Origin of the sequence: Granulicatella sp. 572.rep1_STHE, from assembly GCF_001073445.1 — a bacterium.
Lineage (GTDB): Bacteria > Bacillota > Bacilli > Lactobacillales > Aerococcaceae > Granulicatella > Granulicatella adiacens.
This window is the reverse complement of record NZ_JVBO01000019.1, coordinates 74889-96594: the sequence shown is the minus strand read 5'-3', so window position 1 is coordinate 96594 and position 21706 is coordinate 74889. Positions and strand designations below refer to the sequence as shown.

Annotated in this window: 27 protein-coding genes; 25 read left to right on the top strand and 2 right to left on the bottom strand. The window is 37.9% G+C overall.

Features of this window, described 5'->3' with window-relative positions; translation table 11 throughout:
- Window positions 1-6: 6 nt before the first annotated feature.
- The 8 genes from ADH99_RS04390 (at window position 7) to ADH99_RS04350 (ending at window position 8760) form a co-directional block, all read left to right on the top strand.
- Window positions 7-1944, top strand: coding sequence for a hypothetical protein (locus ADH99_RS04390; protein WP_049555198.1), 1938 nt, complete (start codon window positions 7-9; stop codon window positions 1942-1944).
- 14 nt (window positions 1945-1958) lie between these two features.
- On the top strand, window positions 1959-4010 hold the full coding sequence (locus ADH99_RS04385; protein WP_049555197.1) for a DUF859 family phage minor structural protein: 2052 nt from the start codon (window positions 1959-1961) through the stop codon (window positions 4008-4010).
- 11 nt (window positions 4011-4021) lie between these two features.
- Entirely contained in the window at window positions 4022-4237 is a 216-nt protein-coding gene (locus ADH99_RS04380) for a hypothetical protein (RefSeq protein WP_049555196.1), read from the top strand.
- A complete protein-coding gene (locus ADH99_RS04375) occupies window positions 4237-4665 on the top strand; it encodes a phage holin family protein (protein ID WP_244266376.1) in 429 nt (142 codons plus the stop codon). The genes ADH99_RS04380 and ADH99_RS04375 overlap by 1 nt, the downstream gene beginning before the upstream one ends.
- 2 nt (window positions 4666-4667) lie before the next feature.
- Window positions 4668-5024 carry a phage holin, LLH family gene (locus ADH99_RS04370; protein WP_049555194.1) on the top strand — a complete coding sequence of 119 codons (357 nt, stop codon included), beginning with the start codon at window positions 4668-4670 and terminating at the stop codon, window positions 5022-5024.
- A 58-nt stretch (window positions 5025-5082) separates the two neighbouring features.
- The gene (locus ADH99_RS10115; RefSeq protein WP_053091354.1) at window positions 5083-5976 is read left to right on the top strand and encodes a CHAP domain-containing protein; all 894 of its coding nucleotides are present in this window, start codon (window positions 5083-5085) and stop codon (window positions 5974-5976) included.
- A gap of 81 nt (window positions 5977-6057) precedes the next feature.
- Window positions 6058-6387, top strand: a complete 330-nt coding sequence (locus ADH99_RS04355; RefSeq protein WP_049555193.1) for a hypothetical protein — start codon at window positions 6058-6060, stop codon at window positions 6385-6387.
- Window positions 6388-6726: 339 nt separating this feature from the next.
- Window positions 6727-8760: a heavy metal translocating P-type ATPase gene (locus ADH99_RS04350; RefSeq protein ID WP_082160265.1), complete on the top strand. Its 2034-nt coding sequence runs from the start codon at window positions 6727-6729 to the stop codon at window positions 8758-8760.
- A gap of 66 nt (window positions 8761-8826) precedes the next feature.
- Here the strand turns inward: ADH99_RS04350 and ADH99_RS04345 are convergent, their stop codons facing one another.
- Window positions 8827-9102, bottom strand: a complete 276-nt coding sequence (locus ADH99_RS04345) for a hypothetical protein (RefSeq protein WP_005606727.1) — start codon at window positions 9100-9102, stop codon at window positions 8827-8829.
- 195 nt (window positions 9103-9297) lie between these two features.
- Here ADH99_RS04345 and ADH99_RS04340 point away from each other — a divergent pair, with 195 nt between their 5' ends.
- From ADH99_RS04340 to ADH99_RS04265, 16 genes are all read left to right on the top strand, one after another.
- Window positions 9298-9699 (top strand): DUF2187 domain-containing protein, encoded by a 402-nt coding sequence (locus ADH99_RS04340; RefSeq protein WP_308609700.1) that lies wholly within the window; start codon window positions 9298-9300, stop codon window positions 9697-9699.
- Window positions 9700-9809: 110 nt separating this feature from the next.
- Window positions 9810-10715, top strand: a complete 906-nt coding sequence (locus ADH99_RS04335) for a hypothetical protein (RefSeq protein WP_005606723.1) — start codon at window positions 9810-9812, stop codon at window positions 10713-10715.
- Between the two features lie 51 nt (window positions 10716-10766).
- A complete protein-coding gene (locus ADH99_RS04330) occupies window positions 10767-10982 on the top strand; it encodes a cold-shock protein (RefSeq protein WP_005606721.1) in 216 nt (71 codons plus the stop codon).
- On the top strand, window positions 10975-11382 hold the full coding sequence (locus ADH99_RS04325; protein ID WP_005606720.1) for a ribonuclease HI family protein: 408 nt from the start codon (window positions 10975-10977) through the stop codon (window positions 11380-11382). Before ADH99_RS04330 ends, ADH99_RS04325 begins: the two co-directional genes overlap by 8 nt.
- A 12-nt stretch (window positions 11383-11394) precedes the next feature.
- Window positions 11395-11658 carry a hypothetical protein gene (locus tag ADH99_RS04320; RefSeq protein WP_005606719.1) on the top strand — a complete coding sequence of 88 codons (264 nt, stop codon included), beginning with the start codon at window positions 11395-11397 and terminating at the stop codon, window positions 11656-11658.
- Window positions 11659-11661: 3 nt separating this feature from the next.
- Entirely contained in the window at window positions 11662-11952 is a 291-nt protein-coding gene (locus ADH99_RS04315) for a DUF1294 domain-containing protein (protein WP_049555192.1), read from the top strand.
- Between the two features lie 5 nt (window positions 11953-11957).
- Window positions 11958-12614, top strand: coding sequence for a YoaK family protein (locus tag ADH99_RS04310; protein WP_049555191.1), 657 nt, complete (start codon window positions 11958-11960; stop codon window positions 12612-12614).
- A gap of 11 nt (window positions 12615-12625) precedes the next feature.
- A complete protein-coding gene (locus ADH99_RS04305) occupies window positions 12626-13144 on the top strand; it encodes a cysteine hydrolase family protein (RefSeq protein ID WP_049555190.1) in 519 nt (172 codons plus the stop codon).
- Window positions 13145-13156: 12 nt separating this feature from the next.
- Complete coding sequence (locus ADH99_RS04300; protein WP_005606713.1) at window positions 13157-13369, top strand: hypothetical protein; 213 nt, start codon at window positions 13157-13159, stop codon at window positions 13367-13369.
- Between the two features lie 65 nt (window positions 13370-13434).
- Complete coding sequence (locus ADH99_RS04295) at window positions 13435-13776, top strand: thioredoxin domain-containing protein (protein WP_065427315.1); 342 nt, start codon at window positions 13435-13437, stop codon at window positions 13774-13776.
- A 155-nt stretch (window positions 13777-13931) separates the two neighbouring features.
- A complete protein-coding gene (locus ADH99_RS04290; protein ID WP_049555188.1) occupies window positions 13932-15260 on the top strand; it encodes a DUF2130 domain-containing protein in 1329 nt (442 codons plus the stop codon).
- Between the two features lie 269 nt (window positions 15261-15529).
- A complete protein-coding gene (locus ADH99_RS04285) occupies window positions 15530-16888 on the top strand; it encodes an FAD-dependent oxidoreductase (protein WP_005606708.1) in 1359 nt (452 codons plus the stop codon).
- A 262-nt stretch (window positions 16889-17150) separates the two neighbouring features.
- Window positions 17151-18035 carry a YihY/virulence factor BrkB family protein gene (locus tag ADH99_RS04280; RefSeq protein WP_049555187.1) on the top strand — a complete coding sequence of 295 codons (885 nt, stop codon included), beginning with the start codon at window positions 17151-17153 and terminating at the stop codon, window positions 18033-18035.
- Complete coding sequence (locus tag ADH99_RS04275) at window positions 18007-19254, top strand: FtsW/RodA/SpoVE family cell cycle protein (protein ID WP_005606705.1); 1248 nt, start codon at window positions 18007-18009, stop codon at window positions 19252-19254. The genes ADH99_RS04280 and ADH99_RS04275 overlap by 29 nt, the downstream gene beginning before the upstream one ends.
- The gene (locus ADH99_RS04270) at window positions 19251-19604 is read left to right on the top strand and encodes an arsenate reductase family protein (protein ID WP_005606703.1); all 354 of its coding nucleotides are present in this window, start codon (window positions 19251-19253) and stop codon (window positions 19602-19604) included. The genes ADH99_RS04275 and ADH99_RS04270 overlap by 4 nt, the downstream gene beginning before the upstream one ends.
- Before the next feature lies 1 nt (window position 19605).
- Entirely contained in the window at window positions 19606-19971 is a 366-nt protein-coding gene (locus ADH99_RS04265) for a glycine cleavage system protein H (protein WP_039849088.1), read from the top strand.
- 51 nt (window positions 19972-20022) lie between these two features.
- Here ADH99_RS04265 and ADH99_RS04260 read toward each other — a convergent pair whose 3' ends face one another.
- Window positions 20023-20769 carry a gamma-glutamyl-gamma-aminobutyrate hydrolase family protein gene (locus ADH99_RS04260; RefSeq protein WP_049555186.1) on the bottom strand — a complete coding sequence of 249 codons (747 nt, stop codon included), beginning with the start codon at window positions 20767-20769 and terminating at the stop codon, window positions 20023-20025.
- Between the two features lie 158 nt (window positions 20770-20927).
- Between ADH99_RS04260 and sufC the strand changes: the two genes are divergently transcribed.
- On the top strand, window positions 20928-21698 hold the full coding sequence (sufC, locus tag ADH99_RS04255) for a Fe-S cluster assembly ATPase SufC (RefSeq protein ID WP_005606700.1): 771 nt from the start codon (window positions 20928-20930) through the stop codon (window positions 21696-21698).
- The last annotated feature ends 8 nt before the right edge of the window (window positions 21699-21706 follow it).

Here is a 21706-nt window from a genome sequence, read left to right as displayed (position 1 = left end):
GATGAAATGCTAGAAACAACACAAGAGTACAGAGATGCGATTATGTCTGATGTTCGAGTGATTCACGCTTCATTCACGCTCAACAATCAGACTTATGATAAGTCACATCTTAAAAAAATCGAACATGATGCTTCCATCTCTGGAGGCTCATCGTTCATTCCTGGTGGCACATTCATCAATTCACTATCAGTCGAACTGAACCAAGTGGTTGAGGGGATTGAGGAGATGATGCCATCAACAGCGAGCATCGGTGTTCAAACAGCAGACGGTCAAGCGGCAATGTTGCCACTTGGTCGTTTTTTTGTTACAGACATCAAGCTCGACCGTAATTCAAAAATTACAAAATTAAAGCTTCAAGATGAATTCGTGAGGTTACTAGGACCGTACGAAAGTAAGCTCTCGTATCCAACAGGAACACGAGAAGTCTTCCAAGAAATCGTGACGATGACGGGAATTCCTGTGAGTGATGCTATCAGTCTTCCAAATGTGTCTATCAAGGCTAAATTGGAAAAGGTAACATTCAGAGATGCCATCATGTATCTTGCTCAATTGGATGGAACATTCGCACGATTCAATCGAGAAGGCAAGCTTGACTTCATCGATTTAAAACCTACAATGAAACAAATCACGAGAAGTCAATATGGGGCAACTGGATTGGTTAGAGACGAAATCAAGTACAAACTTGGCTCGATTGAATGTACTGTCGATAAGACCAAGATTATATCTGGGAATCGTTCTGGGAATAAGATGGTGCTCAAGAATCCATGGATGACTCAACAATTGCTCGACCGTTTATACAACAAATATCGAGATTTGAGCTTCTACCCATATGAATTGACATGGCGAGGCGACATCGACACCGAACCTGGGGATTGGATATCAGTCTATTGGGGTGAGGAGAATACACGATTCGACATTCCTGTGTTCTCGCATCACATCACATTTGATGGTGGATTGAGTTCGAAGACGAATGCGAAAGAATCAGGACAATCTCAATCACAATACAAGTATCGAGGACCTGTCCAAGAGAAACTTGATTATATTGAGAGCCTTACAACAAAGATAGGTCGATTGTATTTGGACGAGGCAGAACCTATTGACCCAAAAGAAGGCGACAAATGGATGAAGCCAAGTGGTGGCTATGCCATCATGTATGAACGTGTAGATGGGCAATGGATCCGTAAGGTAGACACAGCGGATCTAAATAAAATCATCGAGACCATCACGACCGATGAAGTTATTGCTAAGAAGATTAGTGCTGGATTGGTTCAATCATTAGAAATCAATGCACGACAAATCACAGCGGGCTCGCTTGACTTGAATCGAATATCCATCACGAATGGCAGCAAGCCAATTCTTGAGGTTAGAGATGGGAAAATCTATTTTGATGTTTCAAGTGTTGAAGACTTCAAGAAACCAATCAAGGAAGTCGAAGCCAAACTCGAAATGAAGGCGGACAAACTCATCACAGAAGACCAATTGAAGCATCTACAAGACCAACAATTGGTGATGATGCAAGAGATGAAAGCGAAAGCGACTCTTGAGACTGTATTGGAGTGGAAGGCTAAGTATGAAGCGTTCGTCAAGTCGAACGAATCAGACAGGAAACAAGCCCAAGATGACCTTGTGGCACTCTCTCAACGTATGATTGGGATTCAAAACGACTTAGGCTCTATGACCGCCATTTGGAACGCTATCGATAGAAATATGAAATTTGGGAATGAAGGGCTCTCGATTGGGAATCCTCAAGGAGATAGCTCGATTCTCGTTTCTGACAATCGAATTTCGATGATGAGTGGTGGCCGGGAAGTCATGAGTATCTCTCAAGGGGTTATCCACATCGATAATGGGGTGTTCACGAAATCGATTCAAATCGGATACTACGTGGAATCTCAATACAACGTAAATCCAAAATACAACGTTATTCGTTACGTTGGTCCGTAGGAAGGAGGTAGACGATGGGAATTAAATATTTCAACGGGAACTGGCATGTTTACACAAAATATGAAGTGATTTTGCTTTCACAAAACAATCCCGAAAACTATTCTGATGTCGCTATCGACTTATGGATTGGGAATGATTCGGGTGGCTATCGTATCGAATTCGACCCCACGTATGGAGCTTACTTAGGCGTTCAATTCGCTGGTGATACTCAGTACGTGAAGGTTAGAGACTTATTTATTGCTGGCTCTGAAAAGTATCTTGGAAGGCTAAAATTTAGAGTCTATCACGATGATGATGGACAAGCGACACGAACAATTACTATTTGGTCGGGTTCAACTAGCGGAATCACATACGACGGTTGGTATGTTGGTGATTTGTATACTAGCTTCACAGAAACGTTCGAGAAGATTCCAAGGATGTCCACTATTGCTTCGGTCGAAGGAAAACGTGCTCTTGGTGAAGAACTTACAATCAACATTGAGCGTAAGGTCGACAACTTCACTCATCAAGTTTGGTATAAGGTATGGGGTTCTGATTGGATTGACCTCGGGAAGAATATCGGGACGAGTGTTAAGTTCACGCCTTCGCCTGAAAACGCAAGGCTTAATGTAAATGTGGTTTCAAGCACATTTGATATTTGTGTTCGTACTTTCGATGGTGAGAGTCAAATTGGACGTGATGAGTATAGCAATGGTTGGTATATAGGACTACCAGCCAATACGCAACCTAAACTCCAAACCATTGAGTTAACGGATAAGGCAAAAGCAACAAAAGACATTGTGGGCAAGAATACGTTTGTTCAAACGTTCTCGGAAATGGTTTGCCAATTCCAAGGAATGGAAGGAACTTACGGATCCACAATCAAGAATTTCTATGCTGAAGTCGTAGACCAAAAGATGTCAATCACCTCAAACGGTGCGACATTCCAGTTCTTCAAGAATTACGGTGATTTTCAGGTCCAAGCATATGTGATTGATAGTCGAGGACTCAAATCCAACATAGTGACAGTTCCAATCAAGGTGCTTCAATACTTCGCTCCTATGCTTACATTTGAAGCTGTGCGAGGTGGTGGAGACCAACAAACAATCGTAGTTCGAAGAACAGCTAAAATCGCACCACTCATTATTGATGGTGTGCAAAAGAACCCAATGAGATTGAAATTCAAAGTGAAGCCCGCTTACGATGGCTACTTCACCGAGAACGCTGGTGGTGGGATTGATTCACGAGTTATCAACTCGGTCACGAACTCAAATGCGGACTTGTTTGGAACGTTCTCAGCTGATAAGGCTTGGATTGTAGAAGGAACAATCTCGGATGCTTATGCAAGCTTCACATTCACCGCTCCGATCGTGGGACCTGAAGAGTTAGTTCAATGTCGAACTCCGAAAGGGACTGGATTTGGGAAGGTATGGGAACGAGGGACAATCGATGCGAAGGGTGACATCTACTCACACAATGAGCTTGTTCAAGTCGGAAGGCTTACTCAAATCAATGGGAAATCCATCAAGATGACAGGTTCAGCAAACAATTTGATGAAAACAGGATTGTTCTACTCTCATGGGATGAGCGACCTCCCTTCAAATTTGACGGGCTCTCAACTATATGGATATATCCAAGTGAATACACATCCTACTGATGAGAATTACGTGATGCAAACATATACGCCATACGATGCGAATGTAATTTACATGAGGCGTAAGACTCCAATAACAGGATGGCAGCCATGGGTTATATTCACTCCTAGCGGGAGCGTAAGCGAATGGAAAACGGCAACTCTTCAACGTGGATGGAAACCATATCAGGGTGAAAGAAATGTTCAATACACGAAACAAGTTGATGGAACTGTATTGATTCGAGGAAGTTGTCAAGGCGGAGATGGAAGCGCAGGAACTCTCTTCTATCTCCCGGATGGATACAAACCAAGCATGACAGTATATTTCGTCGGAATCGCAGGAAGCGGGACTCCATTTTATGGCGGAATCAACACTCATGGAACTGTGTATACAAGTCAAAACGTAAGAAACAATTGGTTATGCTTAGACGGAATATCATTCAAGATTGATTAGGAGGAATAAATATGAATTTAGAACAAACAAAGATTCGCAAGACTCAACTAGAACGAGAAGTTGAGGAAGTTCGACAAGAGATTTATGACAAATCTGTCGAGAAATCAAAATTAGAGCAACAAGCTCAAAACATTCAAGATGCCATCGAAGTGAAGAGTAGAAGCGTAAGCACTAAGCAACAAGAAATCAACACTCTAGCCATCGCAATCGAGGTAATGGAGAGATGATGGCAGATTTAGAAGTTAAGTTACTCGTAGAACATTTACACTCGTTATTCAAAAGTCCGTATATTCAAATTTTATTTTGGATTGTATGTTTTGACATCATTTCGGGCTATATCAAAGCCTTTAAATTGAAAAAATTTGATAGTAAAACGAGTACGAATGGACTACTCAGACATTTTCTTGTCATATCAGTAGTCATGATAGTTGCCCTATATGCTAGAGCTCTCAATCATAGAGAGATAGGAATAACTACATGTCTATTCTTCATTATGAGTTATGTCGGATCGTTGATGGAGAACTGGGAAGCGTTGGGCTTACCATTCCCAGAAGCGTTGAGACCGTACATCAACCAAATGCGAAAAAATCAAGAGAAGAAATTCCAAAAAATAATCGAAATTGAAATCGAAAATGAAAAGAAAGAGGTTGAATAATTATGGAACAATTACAAGCAACAATCATCAATGGAATCGTGAGCGTGTTAGTCGTCTTAGTTGGTTTAGCGTTTACTGGGTTGAAAGGATTCATCCAAACAAAGGCAAACGAATTGAAAGCCAAAACTGATGCTAAAAACTATGAATTGGCTAAATCAATCACTCACACGGTCGTGAACGCTGTAGAACAAATCTTCAAGGATGTCCATGGTGCGAGTCAAGACAAATTCCAAGCAGCTTACGATAATTTAACAAAAGAATTAGAAAAAGCTGGAATCAAATTGGATGACGAATCCAAGAAGGTGCTTATTGAATCGGTTGTAAATGGATTCAACGAATTAAAGAAAATTGAAGGTTAAGAATACTGATCATAGAGGGCTCATTGCGAGTCCTCTTTTTATTTAAGGAGGAATGAATATGGTAACAGTTAGAGAAGTCGTTGATTTTATTGTTTCGCTTGCGAAACTGGCTCAAGGCGTGGATGCTGATGGTGTGTACGGGACTCAATGTGCCGATTTGCCGAATTACATCTCATATCACTACTTTGGGAAGTGGTTGGCTGGCAATGCTATCAATTTACTAGATTCTGCGAAAGCTCAAGGCTTTGAAGTGATTTACGAAGGTCCGGGAGTGGTTGCGAAAGCTGGGGATATCTTTGTAAAACATTTCGTGGCAGCAGATGGTATCGATTATGGGCATACAGGTCTTATTATTGAAGATTCAGACGGATACACGCTCAAGACAATCGAGCAAAACATCGATGGAAACTGGAACTATCTTGAAGTTGGTGGTCCTGCTCGATTCAACACACGTACTTATGATGGCATCGTTGGATACATTCGTTTTCCTTATGGAACGGATACTAGCAAGAAAGTAGTGAAAGAAGGATGGATTCAAGATTCAACTGGATGGTACTTCAAGAATCCAGATGGTACATATCCATTCAATACGTGGAAAAAGATTGATGGGAACTGGTTCAGATTCAACAAGGATGGATACACTCTTGAGAATACTTGGTTCAAGGATGACGAAGGCTTCTGGTATTGGTTGAAGCCGGGTGGCTACATGGCTCTTGGATGGCAAAATATCAATGGCAAGTGGTACTATTTCAACAATGTTGGAGAAATGCAAACAGGATGGATTCAATATTTCGACAAGTGGTACTATTGCACGGAATCAAACGGTGATATGGTCTCAAAAGAGGCGAGAAAGATTGATGGTAAATATTACTATTTCAATTCGAATGGAGAGATGCTTGACCGTGCTGCGATTTACGTAGATGAAAGTGGTGCAATCCACTTCGAAGAATAATAAAACAAGCCTACCTTTCGGGGTGGGCTTTATTTTTTTGTCCAAAATACATATAATAAGAACTAATAAGGAGGAGTTTATATGGACACGATGAACCACAAGAAATTCTTAAATGAGCAACTCAATCTAATGATGGAAATAGTGGAAGATATTGAAGAATACGGTCCCGAGATTGAAGTGTTCGCAATATATGAATATATGATTGAAATTGGAGCACGTCTCATCACGGACTATTGGTATGTGAACGAGCCTGATGTTGGGTCTGACTTCGACGGATCGCAAATCATACTTTCACACTATGAAAAGCTAGAGAATCTCAAGAGTGAAGACACAGAGAAGATGACACTGTTTGAATTGATGGAACGATTTAGGGAGCAATTGGAATCGTTCAAGATTAAGAGAATTGAATAATTAGGGAAGCTTTAGGGGGCGAATAGGGGGCGAAAAAATCGCTTGGGTCGTCATTAGTTGTTCTTCATTCAACTTGTGAAGCCTTTAAAAACGCTATAATGACAACAAAAGAACACTTCTTGAATTTTCTTGAATGTCATATACCCCATCCGTAACCTACGTGGTAAAGCAGCACGTATCCAAGAACGTCGTCGTTAATAGAAACACCAAAAGAGATTGGCTTCGGCCAGTCTCTTTTTTTATCTAAAAATAATTTAGAATAATTTCAAGATATCTCTTGACACATGAATGTTCATTCATGTATTATGTGATTAACAAGAAATAGTAAGGAGAGATATCATGGATTTCAAAGAGCTAACACATAACCTAAAACATAAATTTGAACACCTTTTGAATAAAGAAGAAACTCATGAAGGAGAAACATGCCAAGATCATTACTTGCATCATGAAGATCACGACCACGATCACGAGCATGAGCACCATCATGAACATGGACATCGTCAAGGTCACAACCACGATGATAGTAAAGCAGTTATCTTTTATATTGCAGGACTAGTCCTTTACATTATCGGGATGGTTCTTAAATATATGGGGAACGGGATTGCGAATATTCTATTCATTCTAACTGTCATCCTTTCAGGTTACCATGTAACGATGGAAGGTGTTGAAGATACTATTGAAAAAACCAAAAAGAAAGGAAAATTCCAACCGAATGTGCATATTTTAATGACACTTGCGGCAGTTGGCGCAGTGTTAATTGGAAATGCGGAAGAAGGAGCTCTACTGATTTTAATTTTTGCGGGAGCACACTTCCTTGAAGAATATGTTGAAGAGAAAAGCCGTAAGTCGCTAACAGCGTTATTACAAATGAATCCAACGCAAGCACGTCTCATCCAAGAAAATGGAGAAGTGGTTGTCGTTGACGTGGCTAGCTTAAAAGTTGGGGATACATTAGAAGTATTGCATGGCGATCAAGTGCCAATCGATGGAGTCATCACAAAAGGATTAACATCGATTGACGAAGCGACCATTACAGGTGAAAGCATGCCTCGTTCAAAAGGCGAGGGAGATGAAGTGTTCGCGAGTACAGTGAACTTATCAAGCCGTATCGAAATGCGAGTAACTGCAGAAAGTACGGATACGGTCTTTGCGAAAATTATGAAGGTTGTGGAAAATGCTCAAGGTTCAATGAACAAGCAAGCGACCTTTATTCAAAAAATCGAACCAATTTATGTAAATGCCGTTTTAATCCTTTGGCCAATCTTCCTATTATTTGGATATTTCTTAATGGGATGGGATTTAAATACAACACTTTACCGTGGAATGGTTTACCTTATCGGGGTATCTCCATGTGCCTTAGCAGCAAGTGCCGTTCCAGCAACTTTAGCAGCGATGTCTCGTTTATCTAAAATGGGAATTTTAGCAAAAGGTGGAGCAGCCATCTCTCAATTACAAGACCTACGCGTGATTTCATTTGATAAAACAGGTACTTTGACAAAAGGAACTCCAGAGTTGACAGATTACTGGTTTGAAGATGAAACAATGATTCCAGCAGTGGTTGCGATGGAAAAACAATCGACGCATCCACTGGCGCAAGCAGTCGTTCAAAAATTCAGCGACTGGACAGTGCTTGAAGAAGAAATTGAAGTGGAAGTACTTGTCGGACAAGGTGTTCGAAGTGTCGTTCGAAACGAAGAAATTCATATTATTAAATCGATGGATACAGTTGACCGCTCTAATGAAGTTGCGTCTCGTATGAAAGAATGGGCAAGCGAAGGCAAGACAGTTGTAACGGTTGTAAAAAACAATAGAATTGTTGGTTTGATGGCGTTCATGGACCTTCCAAACGAAGCGTCAAAAGCGGTGCTCGATTACTTCAAGAGTCAACAGGTGCATACAACAATGATCACAGGGGATTCAAGAGAAACGGCTGAAATGATTGGGATGAAGCTTGGAGTACAAGAAGTTGTTGCCAATGTATTGCCTGAAGAAAAATTAGAAAAGATTCAGTCTCAAAAAGAACGCTATGGATTAACAGCGATGGTGGGGGATGGCGTGAATGATGCGCCAGCTCTTGCGACAGCAGACGTCGGTATTGCGATGGGAAATGGGACAGATATTGCGATTGAAACAAGTGATATCGTGATTATGCGAAACGACTTACAAAAGCTCGTTTCCGCTCATAAGATTAGTAAGAAATTACACCGTGTCATTTTAGAAAATATGATTTTTGCGATGTCAGTCGTTGTGATGCTCTTAGTCCTTAACTTTTTTGGATTAACGAACATCGGTTGGGGAGTTGTCTTACATGAAGGAAGTACGATTTTAGTACTCTTAAATGGATTACGATTGCTTGCACCAATAGAAGAATAAATGAAAAAGCAGAACAAGGACGCAGAGAAATAAGATTGTCCGAGTTCTGCTTTTTTGCACTTTGAATCACGCTTGTTCAAAACAAACGCGGTAAGTGTCACTTTCAGGAATGAGTTCTAATGGGAAATTCGTTCTATAAATACTATAATCAGGGAATTGCTCTAAAAACATGACGAAGTTATTTGGATAAATACTCAACATCTTTGTAAAGACATTATCTTGATCTATAATCACAGTTTTTATTTCACTGATATCTTTTACCCATGGGGTTTCTACATGGAAATAACTCCCAGGAGCAATATGATATTCATACTTTAAAATAGTTATCGCTTGTTCTAACATAAAATCCCTCCATTCATTACACTTTAAGTATAGTGTAAATGTATACGTTTTACAAATAGATGTTCATTTTTGAGCAAAATATCCCAAAAATTTCTACATAATAACCATTTTTCATTTCGGATTCATTAATAAAAAAGAGTAGAAAGAATGATAATTCAGAAATTAAGCCGTTTTTACATACAAAGGGGATACTTTGTGATACAATGGATAAAGAAGGTGTTGGAAATTGGCGAGACATGGAAAGAGGCGGGAGCAATGGTAAAACGTGTCACGAAAGAAATCAAGAGTACAGTAGAAACCGAACTCAGAAAAGGAACAAGCAAATCAAGAATTGCCCATTTGTTAGGTGTTCCGTATGAAGAAGGAGTTCAGATTATTACACAAATCAAGGAATCGATAAGACCAGAAGTTGGCAATCGGATTCGATTTACTTTTAGAGAGCAAGAGATGATTGGGATTATTTGGAAACTACTAGCCAATAGTGCTGTTGTTGTCATCGATTGGAATTCCTCTAACCAATGCATGAAGGATATTTGTGAAGCTAGAACGGTTGTTAATTTTAAGGATATTGTGGAATTTTTACCGATTGAAAAATAGAGGAAGGTCCAAGGTAGGATGAGCTACCTTAGGGCCTTTTTATTTTGATGAACTTTCTAATTTGGGTCCTTTAAAGTATAATATAAATGAAATGACTGTGGAGGAAATCGATGACTGAAAAATATACAATCACAAATGATCTTCAATCCGATGATTTTGAAGAGAAGTTAGAATGTGCAATCGAAGAATTTGAACATAAGATTAGCACAAAAGACTATCAAGCCGACTTAGTCCCTTTTTTACAATTGCTAGAAAAAGGGAAACGGTGGGACGATTTAACTTACTATGTAGAAGAAGCAGCACTTGAGTTTGACACCAAAGCGAATCAGTGGGAGTGGAAGATAAAAGTTGCGATTCATAACCATCAATTCCATCAAGTGGAAGAGTGGATGCAAAAAGAAGAACTGATATCGGTTTTAGGAATGGAACGTATTTTAGAATTAACGTTGTTATGTGAAAAAGAAAAAAGTGAATTTACCCAAAGTGAAGTAGTAAAACTGCAACAGTTAAGTGAGAAGCTTAAGAAGGATGAGGTTTTATCCGAGGAACAGAATTCCTATATTGTAAGAACGTTAACCCAGATGCAGACTCCTTTAAAATGGTCTGTAGTGGAGTCTTTTCTTTCAAGTGCCAACACACAATTATTTTGGAAAGGATTTTTAGTGGAATATTGGTTAAAAGAAGGTCCTTCTAAAAGAATAAATTTTTATGATGCTTTTTCTAATAATAGAGTGGAAATTTCTAAGGAGAATACTACATCGGTTTATGAAAATCGCATATTCATTGAAATTGAGTCTCTAATTTCTAAACAAGCCCAGTTAAGCGAAGATATGAAGGAATTGTTACTTCAAAAACTTCATTCGGATTTTTTACGTGTAGCTCCTTTTGCTGAAGAACATTTTAAAGATGCTGGGGAATGGGTAGAGACACAATTACAAAGGGATGATTTACTATTAAGCTTGTATGAAGGAGATAAGATTTTTATAAAAGCTCACCAAACACTTCATAACTGTTAAAAATTATCGTATCCAGTATAATAGAGATATATCATTAAAGGAGGAATCCATATGGAAGTCGGAATTGTAAAATGGTTCAATAACGAAAAAGGATATGGTTTTATTCGCAATACAAAGACGGATGAAGATATCTTTGTTCATTTCACAGGAATTGTGGCAGAAGGTTTCAAATCGTTAAAAGAAGGCCAAAAAGTGACTTTTGAAATTTCAAAAGGAACACATGGAGTTCAAGCGACCCATGTGGAGACACTTGTAAATCATGATTAAAGTATATACGGATGCAGCCGTCAATGGAAATCCCGGTGAAGTGGGGTTAGGAATTCTACTGGTAAAAGATGGGGAGCAATTTCCTTTTAAATTTCCTATCGAAAAGAAAATGGATAATCACCTTGCCGAGTTTACTGCGATTTCTAAAGCATTGGAATTATTAGATGCCCAGCAGCACCAAGAAGAGTTAATTTTTATACATACGGATTCTAAAGTAGCTGCAGACGCAATTTTAAAAAATTATACTAAAAGAGAGGATAATAGAATTGTCCTTCAGGAAATACAACGTCAGTTAAAACAGTTTCTTCAAGTATTTATTAAATGGATACCAGAAAGTGATAATCGTGGCGCAGATCAATTAGCGCGCCAAGCCTTACAGCAACGATTAACACATCAATAAAGGAGAGATTTCATGAACGAAAAAACTTTATATTATAGTAGCTTATGCCCAGATACAGCTCCCTTCAAAGAAGCGATGGCAAAACTTGGAATTTCTGCTAGAGAAGTGGATATCACCTCTAGTATGAAAAACTTAAAAGAATTTCTCAGATTACGAGACCTTGAAGAAGTGTTTATCCCAAGGAAAGAGCAAGGGATGGTGGGGATTCCTTGTTTGATTACTGAGGAAGGTGCGTTCATTTTTGAAGTGAGCACCTTAGAAGAAAGGTATCTCTAATCAGTGGAGTTTCCTAAAGAATCATTGCAGACAGTCCTTTTTATTTATTTTGTTGGAATCAATAGTTTATTATTCATTTTGATGGGAATTGATAAATGTTGTGCAATTTTAAAAAAATGGAGAATTCCAGAGAGAACTTTATTGTTGCTTGGAATTTTCGGTGGAGGTTTTGGGGGCCTACTTGGGTTATTCATTTTTAATCATAAAAAGAGGAAAAACTATTTTTTAATTACTTTTCTAGTGAATATTGTTTTCTGGTTAGTGATTGGGGTAGTTTGGATGTATAGAAAGTAGGATACATGGATAAACAAGAGAGATTTTATTTTGATATTTGGATTGCTTTATTAAGTATGTTATCGGGAATGGTTAATGTATTGACCTTGTTACTGTTTTTAATACCAGCTACCCATTTTACCGGGAATATTACGCAATTTGTTTTAGCGTTAAATGAGGGGGAATGGAGCGTGGTAATCCGCCTTCTAGGAATGATACTTTGCTTTGGCGGAGGCGGTGTACTGTCGGGGGTTTTATTTTCTAAGAAAAAATTTGAACCTACAAAAAGATACGGCCTTTTACTGTTAACATTCGGCATCATTATGTTAGGATTATTTTTGATAGGGCTTAGAGATGAACGCTGGCTCTATTATTTCTCATTTGTCGTGGGAACACAAAATGGAATGTTTATTTATTATCATGGAATGATTGTGCGAACCTCACATTTCACTGGATATTTAACGGATATCGGGGTTGTGATAGGTCGTTTAATTCGTGGTCAGAAGAAGGAACGTTGGAAGGTACTTTTCTATTTTACAAGTATGCTGTTTTTTGGAATTGGTGGGACTATTTCTTTCCAATTTTTCAAACTCTATTCGGATGCGACGATTATACTGATTAGTGTGGGATATATGATTCTTGGTTTTTATTATTTCTCATTCCGAAAACTATTTTTTCATTAGGAGGAAAATGTATGAAAGTTTTAATTGTTGTAGATATGCAAAATGATTTTGTAGATGGAGTATTGGGTTCAAAAGAAGCCGTTTCGATGATTGATACCGCGGTTGAAACCATTAACTCATTTGATGGGAAAGTATTTTATACTCAGGATACTCATGGAGAAGACTATCTAGATACTGAGGAAGGCCGTCATTTACCGGTCGTTCACTGTATTAAAGGAAGCGAAGGATGGAAAATTCATCCAAAAATTGAAAAAGCATTATTATTAAAAGGCGCAACAGGAATTGAAAAATCTACATTTGGTTCTGAAAAATTAATGGGAATCATTGAAAAGGAAGTTCCTGAGGTAGAAAGCATCACACTTATTGGGATTTGTACAGATATTTGTGTAATTAGTAATGCAATGCTTGCTAAAGCGCATTTTCAAAATACACCTGTTAACGTTATTTCTAGCGCTTGTGCTGGAGTTACACCAGAAAGTCATGAGAATGCTTTAGCAGCAATGAAGATGTGTCATATTGAAATTCAATAATGGAGGAAGCGTATGAAAGAGCAAGATCCAAAAGATAGAATTAGAGAAATGTCCGTGTTGAATCTCATCATGTTGATTGGGATTGCTATCGGATTTGGCATTGGAATTCTAATCGATAATATGATTGGTGGGATTGCCATCGGGATGTTAGGGGCGTTTATTTGTCGTCTATTATACATTCGTAAAAAATATAAAGAAATCAATCCAAAAGATAAGAAAGAGTAGGCACATTTGTTGCACTACTCTTTTTTCATTGTCATAATGGAGAAAAATGAATGGAGGGATTTTTAATGGAACAATTTGCAAAAGATGTAAGCCAATTTGTGGAAACAACTGCTGAGAAAGTAGAAGCGTTAATCGGTGAAGGAAAGGAAGTCGTTCTTTTTGTAGGACGCCCAACTTGCCCATATTGCCGTCGTTTTGCTCCAAAGATGAACGAAGCGCGTGAAGCTTTAGGAAAAGAAATGTACTTTATTAACTCAGAAGACAGAACAAATGAAGCTTTAGCAGCATTCCGTTCTAAATACAATATGCCAACAGTACCTGGTTTATTAGTCGCTCGTAATTGCGAAGTGCGTGTAGTTTGTGATTCATCACAAAGTGTGGAACAAATTAAAGCATTTATTGGATAATAAATGTAAAGTGAGACTCTCCGTGAAAGTGATTCGCGGAGAGTTTTTGCATGCAAAAAATAGTTTATTACCATATATGGTAATGAACTATTTTGGGTCTGTGCTCAAATTCGATATTGTGATAGAATGAAATAGAAATAAAAAGGAGGGGTTCGATGAACGAAATTAAATGTCCACATTGCCAAACGGTATTTACGATTGATGAGAATTCGTATGCAGATATTGTGAGCCAAGTGCGCAATAAGGAATTTGCAGAAGATGTTCATAAGCAGTTGGAATTTGCGAAGAAACAATTTGAGACGGAAAAGGCACTCGCAAAAGAGCAAGAAAAGCGTCTTTATGATGAGGAACGTGCCAACTTTGAACAGAAGATTCTTTCACTCGAATTAGCATTGAAAAATGCAGACGTTAAAGAAGAAAAGAATGTGCAAGAAGCACTCCATCAAAAAGAGAAAGAATTCAATGCACTTCAAGCAGAATTGGACCAATTAAAGCAACAACTCCAATTTAAAGAAGTAGAATTGTCTCAAAAATTCCAAGAAGATTTACACGCAAAAGAACGTACGATTCTTGAATTGAAACAAGAAAAAGAGTTGCAACAAAAAGAACAAGAAGTGCAACAAACGGCCTTAAAAGAAAAATACGAATTGGAATTACGTTCGAAGAAAGACCAATTCGAATTAGAGTTGAAGGCAAAAGACGAAGCCATTGCGTTCTATAAAGATTTTAAGGCCAAACAATCAACAAAGATGGTGGGAGAGAGCCTCGAACAACATTGCGAAATAGAGTTTAATCGTCTTCGTATGACGGCGTTCCCGCGCGCGGAATTTGGCAAGGACAACGATGCCAAAACGGGAAGTAAGGGGGATTACATCTACCGCGAATATGATGAAAATGGAATTGAAATTTTATCGATCATGTTTGAAATGAAGAACGAAAATGACGAGACAGCAACGAAGAAGAAAAACGAACACTTCTTTAAAGAGTTGGATAAGGACCGTCATGAAAAGCAATGTGAATATGCGATTTTGGTGAGTCTTCTTGAAGCGGATAATGAAATCTATAACACGGGTATTGTAGATGTATCCTATCAATATCCGAAAATGTATGTGGTGCGTCCGCAGTTCTTTATTCCAATTATCACCTTGCTTCGTAATGCGGCGCTAAATTCATTGCAATATAAACAAGAATTAGCTTTGATGCGTGACCAACATATTGATATTACCCATTTTGAAGAAGACCTAGAGACGTTTAAAAAAGGGTTTGCGCGTAATTATGAACTCGCAAGTAAGAAATTCCAAACGGCCATTGATGAAATCGACAAGACGATTAAGAGTCTAGAAAAAACAAAAGCCGCCTTGCTTTCTTCTGAAAATAATTTGCGTTTAGCCAATAATAAAGCGGAAGACCTAACCGTGAAGAAGCTCGTGAAGAACAATCCGACGATGAAACAACGCTTTGAAGAGCTAAATTCGGACGAATAATAAATACAAAGCTCTATTCCGTAGTAATGCGGAGTAGAGTTATTTATGATGAAATATCGATAACTGTTCTCATTTAGAATTAAAATTAAGAAAAATGACCATCTTCTATGAACACTTAAAAAATATTGAAAAATAAAGAAAAATTACTGTTTAAAGCGAATGATATCGTTTGCTTTTTATGTACCGAATGTGTAGGATATAAGAGTATAGATAATAATTATTCTTATCTAGAACAATAATAAACAAAAGTGTTTATAGGAGGAAATTTGATGAAAGTTGTAGTAGTTGGATGTACTCACGCGGGTACTGCTGCAGTCAAAACAATTTTAAATGACAATCCAGGAACAGAAGTCGTTGTATACGAAAGAAATGATAATGTTTCATTCTTATCTTGTGGGATTGCTTTATACGTAGGAGGAGTTGTTAAGGACCCTCAAGGACTATTCTATTCTAGTCCAGAAGAATTAGCTTCATTAGGAGCTACAGTTCGTATGGAACACGATGTAACAAGCATCGACACTGTTGGTAAAACATTAACAGTAAAAGACTTAAAAACAGGCGAAGAAAAGACTGATTCATTTGATAAATTAGTACTTACAACTGGATCATGGCCAATTCTTCCTCCAATTCCAGGACGTGAATTAGAAAACGTTCAATTATGTAAAAACTACAACCAAGCAAAAGAAATCTTTGCTAAGAAAACTGACAAGAAGAAAGTTGTTGTTGTCGGTGGTGGATACATCGGTATCGAATTAGTAGAAGCATTTGCTTTAGAAGGTAAAGAAGTAACATTAGTAGACGGGTTAGACCGTATCTTAAACAAATACTTAGACCCAGAATTCACGGATATCTTAGAAGAAGACTTACGCGAACGCGGTGTTAACGTTCGCTTAAACGAAATGGTTAAATCATTCGAAGGCGAAAACGGCGTTGTTAACAAAGTTGTCACTTCAGGTGGCGAATACGAAGCTGACATGGTTATCTTATGTGTTGGTTTCCGTCCAAACAACGACTTAGTAAAAGACCAATTAGAAACTATGCCTAACGGTGCTATCATCGTTAACGACTACATGGAAACATCTGTTAAAGATGTATATGCTGCAGGAGATAGCTGTGCTGTTAACTACAATCCAAACGGTGGACATGCTTACATTCCATTAGCAACTAACGCTGTACGTATGGGTTCATTAGTAGGTAAAAACATCAACGGTCACAAAGTGAAATACCGTGGAACTCAATCAACATCTGGATTACACTTATTCGGATGGAACATTGGTTCAACTGGGGTTAACGTAGGTAGCGCACCTCACTTTGGATTAGATGTACGTTCTGTATACGTGGTAGATAACCACCGTCCAGAATTCATGCCAACATACGAAAAAATCTACATGAAATTAGTTTACGAAGTAGGTACAAACCGTATCGTAGGTGGACAAGTAATGTCTAAATACGACTGTACAGCTTCTGCAAACACATTGTCATTAGCAATCCAAAACAAAATGACAATCGAAGACTTAGCTTACGTAGACTTCTTCTTCCAACCAGTATTCGACCGTCCATGGAACTACTTAAATATCTTAGGACAAGCTGCTGTTGAACAAGAACGCGTATTAGCGGAAGGTAAATAATACACTTTAGAAAGAGGATGCTTGCATCCTCTTTTTTGATACACTTTTCCTCGATGCTCAAAATTCACTTATAAGTGAATTTTGGGCATTTTCACTTTAAAAAAGATTTTTTTAAAAAGTGATAGAAGAACTCCACATGGAACCTTTTCAAAGCTGGTTAGACCGTTTCTTCCTAGAAGAAAAAAAGCTGTATTTATGATACAATAATTGAGATACAATAAAAGAAGTGTGGAATTCACTACAAGAAAAGGGGAGGACGGTTGTGCAGAGATTGAAAAAGTTTGGAAACAGGCTTTGGAGTATTATTCAAGAGAATTTAATGCACGTGAATATTGGTGTAGAATCTGCAGCATTAACATATTATATTTTGCTATCCATTATTCCGATTATTATGTTGATTGCCAATATCATCCCACTTTTACCAATCCCTGTTGATGTTATTTTTAAAACGATGAGAACTATTTTTCCTGCGGATATTAATGAAGTGTTGATTCCGATTTTAAGGAATTACCTTGGCAATTTTAATGGAGGAGCCCTTTCAGTGGGTCTTTTAATTTTATTTTGGCCAGCTTCTCAAATGTTTAGTAGTTTGCAAAGAGCATTGAATGTTTTATATGGTGCTCCTGTTCGAAGGAATTTTATTTTTGAAAGATTTTTTGCGATTGTAATTGCGATGGCTGCAATTTTAATGATTTTTGCAGTTTCTGTATTGTTTATCTTTGGAGAGCAATTTTTACGTCTTATAGGAGAGTTTTTCTCGTTAAATTTATCAACCATTATTTTAGATTTTTCATTTATTAAATGGGGAATGCTTTTCATAACGGTATTTTTATTACTGAGCTTTATGTATTTTGCAATTCCAAATGTGAAATGGTCGTTCCTTTATGCTTTACCTGGAGGATTCTTTGCAACCATTGGATTTGTATTAATTTCGCAACTATTTTCGATCTATATCCACTACGCCGGGCGCAATTTAACAGCGAATGGTGCATTTGGGACATTGATTGTATTTATGATTTGGCTGTATTTTATAGCTAATGTAATGATTTTAGGCGGAGTTCTGAATGTCATTATTTATCGATTTAGACACCCTAAAAAAGAAACTGAAGGAGTAACTGATGAAAAAAAAGAACTTAATGTACAATGATAAAGATTCACGAATCGATTATGGTGTCATTCTTCCAGTATTGTTATTGGCGTTTATTAGTATTGCTACACTATTTTCTACGACATATTTAATTAGTGGAAATGGTTCGTTAAGAATGGTACTTATGCAGGTTGTGTGGTATGTAGTTGGAGTCATTGCAATTATTGTCATTATGCAATTTGATTCGGAGCAACTATGGAAACTGACCACTTGGGGTTATATTTTAGGCTTACTCATGCTATTAGCCGTTCTCTTCCTTTATGATAGAGCCACATTTGCAGATACGGGGGCGAAGAGTTGGTTCAGATTCGGTACTTTCTCATTCCAGCCTTCAGAGGTCGTGAAGATTTTTTATATTTTAATCTTAGCAAAAGTTGCCACTTCTCATAATATGAAGACAAAATATAAAACGAGAAGAACCGACTGGCAATTATTCGTTAAATTAGTGTTATGGGCAGCTCCAGCATTGATCCTAGTCATCTTGCAAAATGACTTAGGAACAACCTTAGTTTTCTTAATGATTTTGGGTGGAGTTATGATTATGTCAGGGATTAGTTGGAAGATTCTCCTTCCAATTATCATTACAGTGATTTTAATTGGAGCCCTTTTAATCTATTTAGTTGTTTATAACCGTCAACTACTATTAAATATCGGATTTAAAAATTATCAATTTGCTCGTATCGATTCGTGGTTGGATCCATATCGTGATCAAGGTGGAAATGGTTTTCAATTGTTCCAAAGTTTGAAAGCAATTGGTTCTGGTCGAATGTTTGGTAAAGGATTTGGAGTCTCTGATGTTTATGTTCCCGTTCGAGAATCTGACCTGATTTTTGCGACAATCGGAGAGAACTTCGGATTCTTAGGAGGAACATTCTTAATCGCGATTTACTTTATTTTGATTTATCAAATGATTCGCGTTTGTTTTGATACGAAAAATGAATTTTATACTTATATCGCAACAGGCGTTATTATGATGATTCTATTCCACGTTGTTGAAAATATTGGAATGACGATTGGGCTATTACCACTTACAGGGATTCCATTACCATTTATTTCTCAAGGGGGTTCAAGCTTGCTTGGAAATATGATGGGGATAGGGCTTATTATGTCGATGCGTTACCACTTCAAGAGCACCATATTTGATGATGAAGAAGATGCATTCGGAGCAAAACACCAAGATGCGACCATGTTACGTTTACGTCAGGAGGATGGAAAATGATTGTTTATGTTCACCCAACATGTACAACTTGTAAGAAAGCTTTAAAATGGTTTGAATTAAATGGAGTAAAGTTCGAGCAAAAGGATATTCGTGAGAATCCGCCAACTGCCAAAGAACTTTTGAAAATTAAAGAAACTCAGAACTTAGAGTGGAAGAAAATGGCGAATACGAGTGGAGAGCTTTACCGCTCTCTTGGCTTAAAAGATAAATTACCTTCGATGAGTGATGAAGAAGCAGCAAGTCTCCTTTCAAGTAATGGGATGTTAATTAAACGTCCGCTTGTATTGGATAATGGCGAAGCAACATTTGGATTTAAAGAAGAAGTGTATGAAGAGAAATGGAAGAGATAAGATGAAAAAGTATAGTGAAAATGGACTTTGGATTAAAAAAGAAGGAGAAGAATATATAATCGGTCTTTCTCCTAAAGGGCAAGATGATCTTGGCGATGTGAGCTTTGTTGAATTGCTTAAAAATAAAGAAGTAACGACAGAAGATTCCATTATTAGCGTAGAAGCGGCTAAAGCAGTGACTGAACTGTTATCGCCACTTAGCGGAACAGTCGTTGTTTTCCATGACGATTTAGAAGAAAATCCAGAATTCTTAAATGAATTAGCAGAAGAGAAAAACTGGATTCTACGCCTAACAGGAGTAGACGAAGCAGCATTCAATGCTTTATTAGATGAAGACCTTCCATGTGAACAATGTGAAGTGAAATAAAGATAAAAAAAGAAAACTACGAGTTCTCAACGAGTGAGAATTCGTAGTTTTTTATTTTTCATTTTGCTTTGAGCGATTAACGCGTTCCACAAAATTATCAAATAACCCTTGCATCACATTACTATCTTCAATTAATAGTTCAGGATGCCATTGAACAGCAACCACACTTTGGTCCTCCGATTTAGATTCAAAGGCTTCAATAAGCCCATCCGTACTCCAAGCAACTGGAACAAAATCTGAGGCTAATTGTTTAACCGCTTGGTGATGATAAGAGTTCACAGGAGTCGTTGTTCCAAGAACGCGAGAAAGTTCGCTACCACTTGCGATTTGGATCGTATGAGTTGGTTGGCTCGGCATTGTTTTTTGTCTATGTTTCACAGAAATATTATCATATTGTGATTCAATATCTTGGTAGAGTGTTCCTCCAAGTGCGACGTTCAGAATTTGTAAGCCGCGACACACTGCAAAAATTGGTTTGTGTTGTATATAAGCTTCTTTAATGAGCTCAATTTCAAACGCATCACGAGCAGGATAAGTACGTGCCAAATTAAGATGTGGTTCTTCGCCATATAATAATGGAGAAACGTCTTGTCCACCCGCTAATAAAAGTCCATCAAGTCGTGAAATGAATTCTTTTGCAAATTCTGGGGTACTGATGGGAATAATGACAGGAATCGCATTTGCCTTTTCAAGACCACGGACAAAACCATTTGGCGCATACGATAAAATGTAGCGATCTTCTTCCGTGTTATCTTGGCGATGATTTCCTGCAATACCAATAAGTGGATAAGTTTGCATGTGCATCAGCCTTTCTTTCAAAAATTAGTACCATCATAACTCATTTTCATTGAATTGAAAAGTATTTGTATCATTTTTAAAGAGAGCGTCTATTTGCGAATCGTTCTCAATTAGGATAAAATAAGACAGAATAGAATGATTATAAAGGAGAATGAATCGTGGCAACTTTAGAGATTAAAAATCTACATGTATCGATTGAAGATAAAGAAATTTTAAAGGGCGTTAATTTAACGATTAACACTGGAGAAATTCATGCGGTGATGGGTCCGAATGGAACTGGGAAATCAACACTTTCTGCAGCTATTATGGGTCATCCAAGTTATGAGGTAACGCAAGGGGAAATCCTATTAGACGGTGAAAACGTCTTAGAAATGGAAGTAGACGAACGCGCTCGTGCTGGTCTATTCTTAGCGATGCAATATCCAAGTGAAATCGTTGGGGTGACAAATGCAGAATTCATGCGTTCAGCAATCAACGCACGTCGTGAGGAAGGCGACAAAATGGGAGTTCGTGAATTCATCAAGAAACTTGATGAAAAAATGGCCCTATTAGATATGCCAGAGGAAATGGCAGAACGTTACTTAAATGAGGGGTTCTCAGGCGGTGAGAAAAAACGTAATGAAATTCTTCAATTACTAATGATTGAACCAACTTTTGCGATTTTAGATGAAATCGACTCAGGCTTAGATATTGATGCCCTAAAAGTTGTGTCACGTGGAGTGAATGCGATGCGTGGTGACAATTTTGGATCATTAATTATTACGCACTACCAACGTCTTTTAAATTACATTGAACCTGATGTAGTACATATTATGATGGATGGCCGTGTTGTGATGACAGGAGATGCGTCTCTTGCTCGTCGCCTAGAAGCTGAAGGATACAAAGGAATCAGTGAAGAATTAGGAATCAAGATTGAACATCAAGAGTAGGAGTGAGA

Excerpts from the sequence above, each read along its gene's own strand:
- ADH99_RS04300 (WP_005606713.1), top strand. The coding sequence starts at position 13,157 with ATGAAAGAGCAAGATCCAAAAGATAGAATTAGAGAAATGTCCGTGTTG.
- ADH99_RS04345 (WP_005606727.1), bottom strand. The coding sequence starts at position 9,102 with ATGTTAGAACAAGCGATAACTATTTTAAAGTATGAATATCATATTGCT.
- ADH99_RS04265 (WP_039849088.1), top strand. The coding sequence starts at position 19,606 with ATGAAAAAGTATAGTGAAAATGGACTTTGGATTAAAAAAGAAGGAGAA.
- ADH99_RS04295 (WP_065427315.1), top strand. The coding sequence starts at position 13,435 with ATGGAACAATTTGCAAAAGATGTAAGCCAATTTGTGGAAACAACTGCT.
- ADH99_RS04330 (WP_005606721.1), top strand. The coding sequence starts at position 10,767 with ATGGAAGTCGGAATTGTAAAATGGTTCAATAACGAAAAAGGATATGGT.
- ADH99_RS04355 (WP_049555193.1), top strand. The coding sequence starts at position 6,058 with ATGGACACGATGAACCACAAGAAATTCTTAAATGAGCAACTCAATCTA.
- ADH99_RS04385 (WP_049555197.1), top strand. The coding sequence starts at position 1,959 with ATGGGAATTAAATATTTCAACGGGAACTGGCATGTTTACACAAAATAT.
- ADH99_RS04290 (WP_049555188.1), top strand. The coding sequence starts at position 13,932 with ATGAACGAAATTAAATGTCCACATTGCCAAACGGTATTTACGATTGAT.
- ADH99_RS04375 (WP_244266376.1), top strand. The coding sequence starts at position 4,237 with ATGGCAGATTTAGAAGTTAAGTTACTCGTAGAACATTTACACTCGTTA.
- ADH99_RS04310 (WP_049555191.1), top strand. The coding sequence starts at position 11,958 with ATGGATAAACAAGAGAGATTTTATTTTGATATTTGGATTGCTTTATTA.
- ADH99_RS04275 (WP_005606705.1), top strand. The coding sequence starts at position 18,007 with ATGAAAAAAAAGAACTTAATGTACAATGATAAAGATTCACGAATCGAT.
- ADH99_RS04260 (WP_049555186.1), bottom strand. The coding sequence starts at position 20,769 with ATGCAAACTTATCCACTTATTGGTATTGCAGGAAATCATCGCCAAGAT.
- ADH99_RS04390 (WP_049555198.1), top strand. The coding sequence starts at position 7 with ATGCTAGAAACAACACAAGAGTACAGAGATGCGATTATGTCTGATGTT.
- ADH99_RS04370 (WP_049555194.1), top strand. The coding sequence starts at position 4,668 with ATGGAACAATTACAAGCAACAATCATCAATGGAATCGTGAGCGTGTTA.
- ADH99_RS04285 (WP_005606708.1), top strand. The coding sequence starts at position 15,530 with ATGAAAGTTGTAGTAGTTGGATGTACTCACGCGGGTACTGCTGCAGTC.
- ADH99_RS04270 (WP_005606703.1), top strand. The coding sequence starts at position 19,251 with ATGATTGTTTATGTTCACCCAACATGTACAACTTGTAAGAAAGCTTTA.
- ADH99_RS10115 (WP_053091354.1), top strand. The coding sequence starts at position 5,083 with ATGGTAACAGTTAGAGAAGTCGTTGATTTTATTGTTTCGCTTGCGAAA.
- ADH99_RS04305 (WP_049555190.1), top strand. The coding sequence starts at position 12,626 with ATGAAAGTTTTAATTGTTGTAGATATGCAAAATGATTTTGTAGATGGA.
- ADH99_RS04320 (WP_005606719.1), top strand. The coding sequence starts at position 11,395 with ATGAACGAAAAAACTTTATATTATAGTAGCTTATGCCCAGATACAGCT.
- ADH99_RS04335 (WP_005606723.1), top strand. The coding sequence starts at position 9,810 with ATGACTGAAAAATATACAATCACAAATGATCTTCAATCCGATGATTTT.
- ADH99_RS04350 (WP_082160265.1), top strand. The coding sequence starts at position 6,727 with ATGGATTTCAAAGAGCTAACACATAACCTAAAACATAAATTTGAACAC.
- ADH99_RS04380 (WP_049555196.1), top strand. The coding sequence starts at position 4,022 with ATGAATTTAGAACAAACAAAGATTCGCAAGACTCAACTAGAACGAGAA.
- ADH99_RS04325 (WP_005606720.1), top strand. The coding sequence starts at position 10,975 with ATGATTAAAGTATATACGGATGCAGCCGTCAATGGAAATCCCGGTGAA.